This is a genomic window from Rhodopseudomonas sp. P2A-2r (assembly GCF_026015985.1).
Taxonomy (GTDB): Bacteria; Pseudomonadota; Alphaproteobacteria; order Rhizobiales; family Xanthobacteraceae; genus Tardiphaga.
The window spans coordinates 4,541,791-4,555,431 of the sequence record NZ_CP110389.1; the positions used below are offsets into that span (position 1 = coordinate 4,541,791).

At 64.0% G+C, this 13,641-nt stretch carries 13 protein-coding genes and 3 pseudogenes; 3 read left to right on the plus strand and 13 right to left on the minus strand.

The window, feature by feature from the left end:
• Position 1: 1 nt before the first annotated feature.
• The 6 genes from ONR75_RS21970 to ONR75_RS21995 all read right to left on the minus strand — a co-directional run bounded on the left by ONR75_RS21970 (position 2) and on the right by ONR75_RS21995 (position 6,440).
• Positions 2–442 carry a peptidase P60 gene (locus ONR75_RS21970; protein WP_265079113.1) on the minus strand — a complete coding sequence of 147 codons (441 nt, stop codon included), beginning with the start codon at positions 440–442 and terminating at the stop codon, positions 2–4.
• Positions 443–637: 195 nt separating this feature from the next.
• On the minus strand, positions 638–1,564 hold the full coding sequence (locus ONR75_RS21975) for a DUF2163 domain-containing protein (protein ID WP_265079114.1): 927 nt from the start codon (positions 1,562–1,564) through the stop codon (positions 638–640).
• A gap of 82 nt (positions 1,565–1,646) precedes the next feature.
• Positions 1,647–3,128 carry a putative bifunctional diguanylate cyclase/phosphodiesterase gene (locus ONR75_RS21980; protein WP_265079115.1) on the minus strand — a complete coding sequence of 494 codons (1,482 nt, stop codon included), beginning with the start codon at positions 3,126–3,128 and terminating at the stop codon, positions 1,647–1,649.
• Positions 3,110–3,373 carry a PAS domain S-box protein gene (locus ONR75_RS21985; RefSeq protein WP_265079116.1) on the minus strand — a complete coding sequence of 88 codons (264 nt, stop codon included), beginning with the start codon at positions 3,371–3,373 and terminating at the stop codon, positions 3,110–3,112. Before ONR75_RS21985 ends, ONR75_RS21980 begins: the two co-directional genes overlap by 19 nt.
• Before the next feature lie 29 nt (positions 3,374–3,402).
• Positions 3,403–3,642, minus strand: coding sequence for a hypothetical protein (locus ONR75_RS21990; protein WP_265079117.1), 240 nt, complete (start codon positions 3,640–3,642; stop codon positions 3,403–3,405).
• Between the two features lie 314 nt (positions 3,643–3,956).
• Positions 3,957–6,440 carry an autotransporter outer membrane beta-barrel domain-containing protein gene (locus tag ONR75_RS21995; RefSeq protein ID WP_413776532.1) on the minus strand — a complete coding sequence of 828 codons (2,484 nt, stop codon included), beginning with the start codon at positions 6,438–6,440 and terminating at the stop codon, positions 3,957–3,959.
• Here ONR75_RS21995 and ONR75_RS22000 point away from each other — a divergent pair.
• Entirely contained in the window at positions 6,409–6,729 is a 321-nt protein-coding gene (locus ONR75_RS22000) for a hypothetical protein (protein WP_265083922.1), read from the plus strand. The genes ONR75_RS21995 and ONR75_RS22000 overlap by 32 nt on opposite strands.
• 272 nt (positions 6,730–7,001) lie before the next feature.
• Here the strand turns inward: ONR75_RS22000 and ONR75_RS22005 are convergent, their stop codons facing one another.
• Positions 7,002–7,631, minus strand: a complete 630-nt coding sequence (locus ONR75_RS22005; protein ID WP_265079118.1) for a DUF2460 domain-containing protein — start codon at positions 7,629–7,631, stop codon at positions 7,002–7,004.
• A 124-nt stretch (positions 7,632–7,755) separates the two neighbouring features.
• On the opposite strand from ONR75_RS22005, the gene ONR75_RS22010 reads away from it, so the two are divergent.
• Positions 7,756–8,085 (plus strand): DMT family transporter, encoded by a 330-nt coding sequence (locus ONR75_RS22010; protein WP_265079119.1) that lies wholly within the window; start codon positions 7,756–7,758, stop codon positions 8,083–8,085.
• 2 nt (positions 8,086–8,087) lie between these two features.
• Here the strand turns inward: ONR75_RS22010 and ONR75_RS22015 are convergent.
• Positions 8,088–8,209, minus strand: a pseudogene (locus ONR75_RS22015) (DUF2460 domain-containing protein); the annotation flags it as partial.
• Positions 8,210–8,408: 199 nt separating this feature from the next.
• Positions 8,409–8,915 (minus strand): annotated as a pseudogene (locus ONR75_RS22020) (phage tail tape measure protein); the annotation flags it as partial.
• A gap of 243 nt (positions 8,916–9,158) precedes the next feature.
• On the opposite strand from ONR75_RS22020, the gene ONR75_RS22025 reads away from it, so the two are divergent.
• Positions 9,159–9,545: a transposase gene (locus ONR75_RS22025; RefSeq protein ID WP_265083764.1), complete on the plus strand. Its 387-nt coding sequence runs from the start codon at positions 9,159–9,161 to the stop codon at positions 9,543–9,545.
• A 195-nt stretch (positions 9,546–9,740) separates the two neighbouring features.
• On the opposite strand, the gene eutC is transcribed toward ONR75_RS22025, so the two are convergent.
• The 4 genes and pseudogenes from eutC to ONR75_RS22045 all read right to left on the minus strand — a co-directional run bounded on the left by eutC (position 9,741) and on the right by ONR75_RS22045 (position 13,640).
• Positions 9,741–10,421 (minus strand): ethanolamine ammonia-lyase subunit EutC, encoded by a 681-nt coding sequence (gene eutC / locus ONR75_RS22030; RefSeq protein ID WP_320109639.1) that lies wholly within the window; start codon positions 10,419–10,421, stop codon positions 9,741–9,743.
• 95 nt (positions 10,422–10,516) lie between these two features.
• Positions 10,517–11,908, minus strand: coding sequence for an ethanolamine ammonia-lyase subunit EutB (locus ONR75_RS22035; protein ID WP_265079120.1), 1,392 nt, complete (start codon positions 11,906–11,908; stop codon positions 10,517–10,519).
• A gap of 9 nt (positions 11,909–11,917) precedes the next feature.
• Positions 11,918–12,705, minus strand: a pseudogene (locus tag ONR75_RS22040) (inositol monophosphatase family protein).
• Entirely contained in the window at positions 12,705–13,640 is a 936-nt protein-coding gene (locus ONR75_RS22045; protein ID WP_265079121.1) for a phosphotransferase, read from the minus strand. Before ONR75_RS22045 ends, ONR75_RS22040 begins: the two are co-directional and overlap by 1 nt.
• Position 13,641 lies beyond the last annotated feature (1 nt).

The window sequence follows — 13,641 nt, forward strand, 5'->3', positions numbered from 1 at the left end:
ATCAATCCACGCCGGGGAAACGAAACGCATAGGCCAGCCGCCGTCGCCACCATGGCACGATCGCCACCTCGCACACCGCGGCGCCGTCATGGGCGTGGACCATGCGATCCCGCCCCGTGGCGATGGCCGCATGCTTGGCAATAAATCCGTCGCGCCAGCAGAACAGCAGCACGTCGCCGGCAGTGAAATCGCTGCACCCGATCGGCACCAGATGGCGCAGCGCCGCATCGGCCAGCGCTTCCGCGCCGGTGGCTTCGGCCCAGTCGGGCGCATAGGGCGGCGCCGCCTCCGGCTCGTCGCCGATACAGTTGCGCCACACCCCGCGCACCAGGCCGAGGCAATCGCAGCCGACGCCCTTTACTGAGGCCTGATGAAGATAGCGCGTGCCGATCCACGAACGCGCCTCGGCGACGATGGCGTCGCGGGTGACGGGATGAGCCATGAAGGGATGCCCTCTTCTTCACCCTCCCCTGGAGGGGAGGGTCGATGAACAGCGCGCGAAGCGCGGTGGTCATCGGGGTGGGGTGACAGCGGTCAAGTTCGGGGATGAACAATCACCCCACCCCGTCTCGCATCACGCTGCGCGTGCTGCTCGCCGACCCTCCCCCTCCAGGGAGGGTGAAAATTGCAGCACTCTTCAGCCGCCGCCGACACCACCCACTCCACCGCCATCCGGCGCGGCGCCGCCGACGCCGACGCCGACGGTGCCGGGGACCGGATAACTCATGACAAAGTCATTGCCGGGAATCTGCGGGAAGCCGCGGAAATTGTCGGCATTGCCGAAGCGGTCGCGGCAGGTGGCAAAACGCTTGTCGCAGCCGGCGGTGACCGTGAACGTATCGCCCACCGCGATCGGCGCGGCCATGGCCTGCCACAGCGACAGCCGCACCTCGCCCTCCGCCGCGCGATGCTGCTTGATCTCGATGGCGAGGCCGGCATTGGCGCCACTGCTCCAGCTGAGCCGGCCGCCGCTGAACAGGCCATCGGCGAAACCGTCGAGCCCGGCCGCGACAAATATCGAGGTGCGCCTGAGTGCGGCGACGCTGCCGTTGCCGCGCCAGGCGGGATTGCCGAGATCGGCGCGGCACCTGGTGTCGCCGAGATCGGCCGAGCATCGGGCGGTGTAGAGCCGGCCGCTCTCCTGCGACAGCAGGTCGGCCAGCCCGCGCAACTCGGCGGTGAAGGCCGCGCCCTCACGCCTGACCTCGCCGAGCCGGCCGCGCGCGGTCAGCACGCACAGCGACGGTTCGCTCCAGTCCACCAGCCAGCTTGCGATGCTGGCAGCATCGAAACGTTCGGCGCCGAGATCGGCTTCCGACAGCGTCGCATCGTCAAGCGCGCCAGAAATCTCCGCGCCGTCGACCGACAGGTCGAAGCGGGCCGAGGCCTCGGATGCCGCAAAGCCGGTCCCGGCGCGGCAGGTCACGCCGTCCACCACCAGATCGCGGTCGTGATCGGTGAAACCGAGCGCCACGCCGTCGCGCCGCTGTAGCGTCCAGCAATGCGCCAGCGTGGTGACGCCGCTGTCGAGTTTCGCCTGCAGGGCGGCGGGGATGGTGCACATGAATGAGCTCCTCGTGTCCCCTTCCCGGACGGAAGGCGAGATGTCGGGCTTTGCTATCGTGCGATCGGCAGTTTCGGCGCGCTCAGTCCCGCAGTGCCTCGGCGGGCTGACCCAGCAGCATCGCCTCGAAATCCGCAGCGGGCATCGGCCGGCCGAAGAAATAACCCTGGGCGTGTTCGCAGCCCATGTCCGACAACAGGTCGGCAGTGGCGGCGTCCTCGATGCCCTCGGCGATCAGCGACAGGCCGAGCTTGCGGCCGAGATCGATGGTCGAACTCACGATCGCCGCGGCGTTGCGGTTGGTGCGCAATTCGCTCACGAAGGACTGGTCGATCTTCAGCCCGTCGAGCGGGAATTTCTTGAGATAGCTGAGACCGGCATAGCCGGTGCCGAAATCGTCGAACACGATGCGCACGCCGAGGCTCTGGATCTCGGCGAAGATCGCCAGCAGCCGGTCGACGCCGTCCAGCAGGATATCCTCGGTGACTTCCAGTTCGAGCAGCGACGGCGTCAGCCCGGTGGTGGCGAGGATCAGCCGCACCGATTCCGCCAGATTGTCGGACTGGAATTGCGACGGCGACAGGTTGACGCTGACGCGAATGCGATGCCCCATCAGCTCCCATGCCCGCGCCTGACGGCAGGCGGTGTCCATCACCCAGCCGGCGATCCGGTTGGACAGCGGCGACGTATTGACCACCGGCATGAAGCAACCGGGCGACATCAGACCGCGCTGCGGATGACGCCAGCGGATCAGCGCCTCGGCGCCGATCGTCCGGCGATCGTTCAGCATCACCTGCGGCTGGTAGAACAGTTCGAACTCGCTTTGCGCCTCCGCGCGCACCAGTTCGGCCTCGATGCTGAGGCGGACTTCCAGCTCGTCGCGGAACACCCGCCGGTACAGCACATGGCCCCTGCGCTCGCTCGCTTTGGCGCGGTGCAGCGCAAGATGGGCGTTGCCGAGCAGATCGTCGAACGACCGGGCGTCGCCCGGAAACATGGCCACGCCGATCCTCAGGCTGATGCGATACGCGCGCGCGCCGGCCAGCAGCGGACTGGCGAAAACCAGCGCGCAGTCCTCGCACACTGCCATCGCATCCTGCTCCGAGGCGCCGTCGATATAGAGGCCGAATTCGTCGCCGCTGAGCCGGGCGACGAAACCGCGATTGCCGATGCGCTCGCTTAGCCGCAGCCCGACCGCCCGCAGCACCTGGTCGCCGCATTCATGGCCGAGCAGGTCGTTGATGTCCTGAAACTTGTCGATGCTGATCGCCAGCAGCATGACGGCGCGCGGCTGTGACACATCGGCGAACACCGCATCGAGATGCGCCTTCAGCGAATTGCGGTTGGGCAGGCCCGTCAGCGCGTCGAATTCCGCGAGATAGCGGATCCGTTCCACCGCGCGGTGGCGCGCCGAGATGTCGCGCAGGATCGCGCCGTACTGGAATCCGTCGATGCCCGTCGAGCCGGAGAAACAGGCCTCCACCGGAAAGATATCGCCGTTCCTGCGGCGGCCTTCGAATTCCACCACATGGCCGCCCGGCGCCATCAGCCGATCGCGCGGCATGTCGGCGACGGCGAATGCCGTGACCGTGCTGCCCTCTCCGCGCGCGCGCAGATGGTGGCGAACGGCCGGCCAAGGATCTCGTCGGAGCGATAGCCGAACAGCGCCTCCGCGCCGGGATTCCAGAGCGTGATGGCGAAGTCCCGATCGGCGCAGACCAGCCCGTCCCCGAGCGACATGGCGATGCGCTGGAAGCGTCGCTCGGCCAGCCAGCTCCATAGCCAGCGCAAGCCGATGGCGTCAAACATCGCGGGGACCGGGTGCGATCTATGCTGTGTCACATCAATCCATTCAGGTTACACGCCAGCCTATCACAGTCATCGCAGAGAAGTATTCGCGGATGGCCATCGGTGCGCATCCGGCCATTTACGAGTTGTTCACCGTGAATCACGACCCAGGCTGCCCCGGGGGCGCGATCCATCACAAGCCCCCGGCCGCGCGGCTCGCCCCAGTCCACCAGCCGGCGCACGATGCTCGCCGCGTCGAAGCGTCCGGCGACGAGATCGGCTTCCGACATCGTCGCATCAGTCGAGTTTAGCCTGCAGGACAGTGAGGACGTTGCGCATGGCGAACCTCCTCTTCACCCTCCGTGGAGCCTGGCAGACCATCACACGAATGGGCCGGACGTATGCCGATCGCCGGGGCGCTCAGAGTCGTGCGACGCAACGCCAGCGGGCTCTGCCGCCGGGCATCGACGGCAGCTCTTGCCTATCCCATCATGGATTGATGTTGGTCCACGCGGAGCGTCGCGCGCGATATTCTGGCGTCCGGCGGTCGCATCAAGGCCGCGCCAGTTACTTCAATCTCGACCGTGCGCCATTTCGCGTCCGCTCACCAGGTGACGCGGAAGCCGCCGTTGCCTTTGTAACTGTGGCTGTTCGCGCTGTCGTTCAGGCTCGCATTGTAGGACACTTCGCCGAACACGGCATAGCGGCCATCGGCCCAGCTATAGGTGCCGCCGCCGCCGATGCTGCCCCACAGCCGGTCCTGCGCGCTGGCGAGGCCGGTGCCGGCAACATCGACGTTGGTGCCGTCAAGGAATTCGTAGCGCAGATTGCCGATGCCGTAGATATCCGAGCGTACGATACCCGTGCCGTCGTTCCAGGTCTTCTGGTGGTTGAGCGCAAGTCCGGCGCGACCGAGCAGGCTGTCGCCGGTGCGCAGCGACACCGTCGCGCCGAACCGGTCGGTGAAGCCGTCGAACTCCGCCTTCGAATAGGATAGTTGCGCCTGCGGTGTCAGCGACCAGCCGTTGCCGACGGCGAACCGCTTGCCGGCTTCGGCGCCGAACGCATAGCCGACGCCTTCGTTGCCGCGCGCCATGGTTCCGGTCAGCACCGAGGACAGATCGCTGTGGTAGAACATCGATTGCGCCTGGCCGTCGACATAAAAGCCGTTGTCGCCGAACCAGGTCAGCGTGCCGCCGACACCGGAGCCTTCGACGCGGATCCGGCCATCACCGGAGACCGATGCGACATTGGCGGTGGTCAGGCCATATTGCCCAGTGAGTCCGACGATCAACCGGCCGCGCTCGGTCTCCATCAGCAGACCGTCGAGGCCGGTCTGCACCTTCAGCTTGTCGGCCCGATAGGTTGCGCCCGTCGTGCTGGACGGCTGCAGATTCGATTGGCCGCCTTCGATACGGCCCCAGAACGCCGTCGGCGCGGCCGGTGCTGCGCCTGGCGCCGGCGCCTCGCCGATCCGCGCCATGGCCTCTCCGCCGCCCCAATAGCGGTTACCGACGCGCTGCTGCATCGTCGGCAGTTCGTTCATGCCGAGCAGCACCTGCGCATAGTTTTCGTAAAGCGGAACGCCGGGCTGGTAGAGCGGCCCCGCAGGCGCCGCTGCCGAACCGGGCGACGAAGGCGGATTGATCAGGCTGGAGCGCAGATACCAGTCGCCGTCGTTCGGCGTGCTGACGCCGTGCTTCTGCAGCGTATAGCCATAGGCGCCGGCGACCACCGCCTGCTGGCCCCGGATCACGTAATCGCCGAGCAGCGCGAACGCCCCGTTGGAGGCGCCGCCGACGTCGACGATCTTGATGCCTTCGACAGTCTGCGCGCCGGTGCCGCCGAGGTTGGTGACCCGCACATTGGTGCTGCCCGCGGTGTTGCCGGTGACGACAAGCCGGTCGGTCGGCGAGGCATCGCCGCCAAGCACCGTCTCGATCTGCAGCGTTCCGCCGTTGCCGGTGTAGTTACCGGCGACGGTGAGCGTGCCGATGGAATTGCCGGGCGCGACGATGCCGGCATTCGACGTGTCGCAGACCGTGCCGGTGCCTTGCAGCGTGCCGCCGGCCAGCACGGTCATGGCGCCGCACAGGCTGCCGTTGACGGCGAGTGTGCCGCCGCTCACCGTGGTGCCGCCGGTATAGGTGTTGACGCCTGACAGGGTCTGCTTGCCGCCGCTGACGGTCAACCCGCCGGTGCCGGAGATGATGCCGGAGAACAGGTCGTTCGCATTGGTCAGCGTCAGGTTCTTGGCACCCAGCGCTACGGTGCCGCTTCCCGCCAGGCTCTGGATGCTGGTGCCGGCCGCCGTGATACCCGAAACATCGAACGCGCCATCCGCGATAACCCTGCTGGAACTGGCGATGGCGCCGGCGCCCTGAAGGGAGAGTGTGTTGCCGGCCTGGATCGAGGTTGCGCCCGCATAGGGGCTGTTCGCCAGCAGGTTAAAGACGCCACCGCCGGTTACGGTCAGGCCGCCGACACCGGTGAAGACGGAGGTCGCGTCGGCGCCGACGGTGAAGCTGGCCGTATCGATCGTTACCCCACCCGCGAGAAGATTGAGATTCGTGCCCGAAAATCCATTGATGAAGGTTGGGTTGGTGGCCGTCGCCCGCAGGATGCCGTTGTCGAAACTGACCTGCGCCGTGCCGGCGCCGCCCCGCAAGGATTGAGTCTCCAGCGTGCCGCCGCCATTGATGTTGAGCGTGCCAGAACCAACTGTAAGCCTTCCGATAGCAACCCCGGCGTTGGCGGTTACCCGCGCGCCATTCTCAATATTGAGCGTTCCTGTCCCGGAATTGCCGACGGACAATGTGGTAGTCGTACTCAAGAGAATCCATTTCGATCCGGCTCCGGTAACAGTGACGGTACCGACGCTTCCTCCTGTCGAACCGATCGAAAAAATAGTCGCAGCGCTGGCACCGGTAAGTGTACTACCATTCTGAATGGTTAGATTGGCCCATGTTCCAGCTTGGCCGACGTTGATATTACGAGTTGTGCCGCTTGCCGGACCATTGACGCCGAGCACCGTTGGATGGGGCGATGACGGATCAATGACGGCAAAAGATACGGCGGTCGGCGCCACTCCGCTGCTCCAGTTCGAACCGACCGTCCAGTCATTGCTTGTCGCGCCGGTCCATGTCTGGGCCGCGGCCGAACCGACGGACAGGGCCATCAGTGCCGTCGCCGACGCGCCAGCCATGAACAAACGAAGCCATCGCATTCTGTTGCCGCCCGGCGATCGCTGTGTCCGGCTCGAACGCTCGTGTCGCATGTCATCCAGCTGTCGCCGGCTCGTCGCATCCCCCATGCATTGGCGCATGATCGTCATCCTATTTTCGCTTGGCCGCACGGTTCGGGATGCGAATCTCTGATCGTGCAATCCGTAAATCACAACTGTGAAGGTAAATGAGCTGAAACAGTCGGACAAGAACAGGATCTGCTCAGGCTGAACAAACACGCGGCATGTGCCGTTTCCGCAACGAAAGACGCTTAATGGAATCTTTCGATCAGACCGGAATCGTCTTGCGCGGTGCAAGGGACGCAAACGGTGACGCCTCCGATGCGCGCATTGCCTCGCTTCGCAACGGATTTCGTCACCACGCATTGCCGCCGGGCCCGCACTTCCGACAGCGACACATCTCCGTCATGGCCGGATCTCCACCAGCGGAATTTTCGGGATCGCGCCGGCCGCAAATGCCGACAGGTCGACTTCAAGATAGTCGGTGTCGAACCGCACCGGCACGTCGAAGGAAAATCCCGCGGTCACCGCCTGCCCGGCGCCGGGAATGTGGCCGCCCGCAAACGTCACGACGCCGGTGGCCGTATCGCAGCTGAACGCGGCAGCGTCCGCCTCGACGCCGCCGACCGTCACGCGCACGCTGCCCGCCACCGGCTTGGCGATCGGCCGCGCATAGGGCGCAAAGCCGCTGCCATAGGTCTTCACCAGCGGAAACGACGCGGTGACGCCGTCGCCGATACCGATGCCCTGGTCGAGGGGCGCCACCGCATGACCGGGCGCCGCCGAGGCGTGATCGAGCCGGTCGCGCCAGCGAAAGCCGTGCAGCTGGCCGCGCCGCTCCTCGAAGAACGCCACCACGGCCTGCAGCGTCTTGACGCCGTTGCCCGCATCATAGCGCCGCCGCGACTGCGCCCAGCGCGCATTGCGTTGCTCGCGCCCGGAGCCAAACGACACGATCTCGGTGCGCCGCTCCGGCCCGCCGGAGCTGCGCATGGAGATGTCGAGCGGGAAGAGGATGTCGTGAAAGGCGGTCATGGAGAACTCCTTCCCTACGATGCGGGGGAGAGCTATCGTTGGGAAACTCTGAACGGCCGACGGCTCTGAAAGGAAGGTTGAAGTCAAGACTTACAACGTTTTTTGGTCTGTGCTATCGCGCGCCATGACCTACTTTTATCTTGCTGTCGCGATCTGCGCAGAAGTTGTTGCAACGACTTTCATGAAGCTTTCGGACGGCTTTTCCAAGCCGCTGCCGTCCGTGCTGTCGGTGATCGGGTACGGAATATCGTTCTACTTCTTGTCGATTGCCCTCAGATCCATCCCGACAGGAATTGCATACGCGATCTGGTCCGGTGTCGGAATCGTATTGATCACTCTCGCCGCATGGATCTTCCAGGGACAGAAGTTGGATGCTGGCGCGGTGGGTGGGATGAGCCTTATTATTGCGGGCGTACTGGTGATGAACCTGCTCTCGAAGTCCGCGCCACACTAGATCCAGCGCGCATTGCGCTGCTCGCGCCCGGAGCCGAACGACACGATCTCCATGCGCCGCTCCGGCCCGCCGGAGCGGCGCATGGAGATGTCGAGGGAAAGAGGATGTCGTGAATGGCGGTCATGCGCTGATTTCCACACTCAAGTCGCGTGCCCCGGACGCGGTGCACTACGCTACGCAGTAGCGTGGTGCACCGCAGATCCGGGGGCCGTACCACGCGCCAGTGTTCGCGAGGGTCCCGGATCTGCAGCGCACCACGCCGCAAAGAGCGGCGCGCTGCGCTGCGTCCGGGACACGCAGACTGCTGGCTCACAAACTTCGCTGCCCCGCGCCACCGCGCGGGCGATCTGGCCGGTGATGTAGCTTTCGGAGCGGCGGAAGCTGTCGGGGTCCGGCGTGGCGATCTGCACCGTGATGCTGTTGCCGCCGCTTGCGCCGGCAACGCCGAGCCGTCCGTGGGCGCCGCGCCTGAGCGGCATGATCGCCTCCGGCCCGGCCTCGCCGGCGAGGCCGACGCCGCCGTCCATCATCGGAAAATAGCTGGGCGTGCCGACCACGCCGCCCGCCGCGAACGGCTTGATCGCGCCCTGGGCATTCCGCTGCAGCGCGCCGCTGCTGCCGGACGACGTCAGGCCCGAGAGCAGGCCGTTCAATGCGCCCTCCACCGGCTTGAACGCCGCCTTCAGCGCCAGGTCCGACATCTTCAGCGTCAAGGATTTCAGCACGTCGTCGAACTGCTTGCCTGAGATCACTGAAGTTGCGAACGCCTGCGTCATCGCCTTGGCGAAGGTCGCTGCACCGCTGGCCAGCGCCTTGGTCTGCGCCGTCATAGTCGCAATCTCGTTCGCCAGACGTTGCGGGGTGGGCGAGCCGACGTGTTCCAAACACGGGAGCGTTCGCTCGACGCGTATTATCTGTCCCTTGAGGGCCTGTGGAGCAGTGGCTGTCGCAACGGCGCCGAACTCTGGCGTCGCTTGCAAGTGCAGGGGTTCCGGGGATCCCTCCGTACGGTTGGCGAGTGGACAACACGTCGACGTCGGTCGGAAGCGGTCAGCAAACAACAGCTGCAAAGGGTGCCCTCCGCCAGAACTATCGCCGGTCTTATGACGATTAAGCGAGATTGCATGACCAAGGCTGATGCTCTGGTCATTGCCGCCATCGAGGCTGGCGTGCCGTCCCTTGTTGAGGCCCGCACGCTCATCGACCAGTTCCACGATATGATCCGAAAAAAGGACGAGGCCAAACTCGATGCCTGGATCGCGAACGCAAAAGCAGGCCTCGTCTCATCCTTCGCGACGGGCGTCCTCAAGGATATCGCTGCCGTGCGCGCTGCAATCACGCACCCTTGGTCAAACGGCCAAGTCGAGGGACAGATTACGAAACTTAAACTTGTCAAACGACAAATGTATGGGCGCGCAAAAATTGACCTTCTCGAAGCACGATTGCTCGGTGCAGCATGATCTGCATGCCGTCATCAAACATGCGTCAGAGCCAAAGTTCGGAGCCGATCCACAGATAAGACAATGAATCAACGATCGTGATCGACTTCAACCGGAGTTTTTCAACACAATCCGCCACAAGCGGTCATCCTGAGCCGGATAGGATCTCAACTAAACAAGCAAGATGTCGTAAGCGCGACTGGATGGCAACCAGCATCACCGGTTGTCGCTACCCGGATGAGGCAGACTGTCGAGAGCCGCCTTCAACCCAACGCCGCTGATACCTACCTTCAGCATGTTGACGACCAGCGAGGTGGCCATATCGGCAGCATCTGCAATGGCAAGGCCACCGTCGCGGACGTTGGAGATACAGTTGCGCTTGGAATCCGGCGTGCCGGATTTGGGCGCATGAGTCAGGTAGATGCCGAGGCTGTCGGCCGCCGAAAGGCCGGGGCGTTCACCGATGACCGTGATTGACACCTTTGCCCTCATGGTCGCCGCGATGGGATCGCCGATGGCCACCCGCGCCTGCGATGCCAGAACGATGGGGGCAATGGCGAGCTGACGCTCCGACAGACGTGCGACGATCGCCTTCGTCAGCGGCACCGCATTGATATCGATCGCGCTGGCGGACAGGCCGTCGGCGAGGATGATCGCGACATCGCAGTCGGGCCTCATGCCCGTCAGCCGTTCCGCGGCCTCAGCTGCGAGCATCCGCCCGAGGTCGGGACGACGGACATAGGTTGCACGATCGCCCGCCTGGCTCGCGACCTCGACGATCCCTAGTCCGAGATCGTTGAGGCCGGCTTCGACAGACGCCCAATCGACACGCGACCACACAGCCTGCCGCGCACGCGCGTGATCGAGCAGAAAAGACTGTGCCGCGCGGGTCGGCATGCCCGCCCCAGAATCTCCCGAGCATGACCCGTGCGTCGGTCATCTGGCTGAGATCGCGCGGCAGCGGTGAGGTTCGCTCCGGCCCCTTGGTCATGTCAGATCCCCAGCAACCTGGTATTCGCCATGTAGTCGGTCAGTTCCGGTGGCGCGTCGAGCAGACGGCCCTTGTCGTCGGTCAGGCCTACCTCGACAAGCCACCGCTCGAACTCCGGCGCTGGCGGACGCTTTAAGGTCTCGCGGCAATAGACCGCGTCGTGATGCGCAAGCGACTGATAGTTCAGCATCACATCGTCGGCGCCGGGCACTGTGATGACGAAATTGACATTGGCGGCACAGAGCAGCGTCAGCAGCACATCCATATCTTCCTGGTCCGCATCCGCATGATTGGTGTAGCAGACGTCGACGCCCATCGGCAGGCCCAGCAGCTTGCCGCAGAAATGATCCTCGAGCCCGGCGCGGATGATCTGCTTTCCATTGAAGAGATATTCCGGGCCGATGAAGCCGACAACAGTGTTGACGAGCAGCGGATCGAATTCGCGCGCGACGGCATAGGCGCGCACCTCCATCGTCTGCTGGTCGACACTGAAATGCGCGTCGGCCGACAGGGCCGCGCCCTGCCCCGTCTCGAAATACATCAGGTTAGCGTCCGCCGGACCGCGTTTGAGGGCGCGAACCGCCTCATGGGCTTCGCGCAACAGTGACAGACTCACGCCGAAGCCGTCGTTCGCCTTTTGCGAACCGGCGACCGATTGAAACACGAGATCCACCGGCGCCTTCACGGCCATTGCCTTCATTGCCGTCGTCACGTGGCCAAGGCAGCAGGTTTGCGTCGGAATTGCCAAGCGCGTGCGCAATTCGTCCAGCAACGCGACGATGCGGACATAGTCATCTACGGTGTCGGTGGCCGGATTGACCCCGATCACGGCATCGCCTGATCCCATCAACAGCCCGTCAAGCGCCGATGCAGCGATGCCGTAGGAGTCATCGACGGGATGGTTGGGCTGATTGCGCGTGGACAGCCGCCCTTTCAACCCGATGGTCGAGCGGAATTTGGTGACGACCTCGCGCTTCGAGGCGACCGAAATCAGATCCTGCAGGCGCATGATCTTGGACACCGCCGCGACCATTTCCGGCGTCAGTCCGGGCGTCAGATCTTCGAGCTGGTGCTGAGCCGTCTCGGGGGCAAGCAACCACTCCCGGAACTCGCCGACGGTGAGCGACGATACGGCCGCGAAGGCTGCCGGATCGTGCCGGTCCTGAATCAGGCGCGACACCTCATCGGTTTCCGACGGGATCAACTCTTCGGTCAGGAATGTCTTGAGCGGCAGATCGGCCAGCGCGATCTGAGCCGCCAGCCGCTCCACCGGCCCGTCCGCGGCAATGCCGGCGAGCTGATCGCCCGATCGCTCGGGCGTCGCCTTGGCCATCAGGTCCTTCAGATCGTCGAAGCAGAAGACGGTGCCTTCGATTGTGGTTTTGTAAGGCATTTTCACTCGTTACCGCTGGATGAAGGCCAGCGCTTCTGCATGCAGCGCGGGCGTGGCACTTGCCAGCACGCGTCCGTCCGAACGGAGCGACAGTGGACGCCCTTCCCAATCGCTGATGCAACCACCAGCGCCCTGCACCACCGGAACCAGCGCCATGTAGTCATACGGGTGCAACCCCGTTTCCAGAACGATGTCGCAATGCCCGGAGGCAAGCAGGCCATAGATGTAACAATCTCCGCCGAAGCGGCGAAGTCTCGCACTCCTCGACAGCCGCTCGAACGTCTCGGCTTCCCCGTCGATGAACATGTCCGGCGACGTGGTGTAGAAGCGCGCATCTGCGACGCGCCCACAGGCGCTCGTCCGTGCTAACGTGCTCTTGTACATGGTGCGGCCCGGCCCGGCACTCCACCGCTCCCCCGTAAAGGGAATATCGATCACTCCGCAGAACGGCTTCTCTTCATAGGAGAGCGCAATCAACGTGCCGAACAGGGGAAGCCGGTGATAAAACTCTTTGTTCCGTCGATCGGGTCGATGATCCAGTTGAAGGCGCCGCGCGGCTTGCCGCCGGTTTCCTCGCCAATAATGCCGTGATCCGGAAAGCGCTGCTGGATCCTTTCTTTCAGATGCAGTTCCGCCGCGCGATCGGCGACCGTTACCGGACTGTCATCGGGCTTGGAGATGACATCCAGCGGGCTGCGAAAATGCGACAGCAGGAGCGGTCGCACCGAATCCGCGAGTTCGGCGGCAAAAACGAGATAGGCGACGGCCTCGTCTGCTAGGACAGCGTCTTCGAACATCAAAGTGCCTTCAGAAACGATGGCCATCGTGGATCCTGGATGATGGAGCGGGCCCGCATATGCTTCCATATCCCGTATTTGTAGAAATCGAAATCCAGCGTCGAGACCCTGTTCTGCACCATCGCCCAGGTGCTCCATTTGATATCTGCGAGCGCCTTGTGAATCATGAAGCGTGCGTGCAGTTGCCGATCGAAACGGCCAAAATACGCTTCGATGATTTCCTGTTCGATATTCTCCGGGAAGAAGTGCTCGCTGCTCCAGATCGCAAGATCGTAAAGCCGTTCATTGTTGGAGGCATATTCGAAGTCGATGAGCTTCACCGAGCTGTCATCGCCCACCAGGAAGTTTCCTGGCATGGGGTCGTTGAAACACGGAACGAGATCCAGCCCCGACGCCTCCAATGCCGCGCGCGCCTGCCGATACTGCCGATACAGCCAGGCATGATCCTCCGGCCAGTGGCCGCCGAGCGGCCTGACCTGGTCATAGTGCTCGTCGATCATGTCGAACACGGTCTTTGTCAGTGGGAGCGGTTGAGCCTGATGGAAGCGGCGATAGATCTGCACCACGTTGGTGCGAAAACCCTGATCTACGGCATCGCGATGGGTCGATGCGCGGCGATCATCGAGGAATTCCGACACTTCGATATCCAAATGATCGAGATAACCGAAGGTACGCGGCCCGATATCGATCGCCTCCGCCTGCTTGCTCGCTGCCCGCGCGGCATTGCGATCTATGAACATCTCCGTGCCGCGGCCGGGAATCTTGACGAAATAGCCGACCGCATCGCCCTCGACCCTGACGCGGAAATTAGTGTTACTGATGCCACCGGAGACCGGCGCATAGGACAGGCGGCGCCCCTTCCAGGGCGCGACCTGCACGATGGCCGCTTCGAGCGACCGTTCGGCATCCGACGTGCCATTGCCTATGTCCATCATA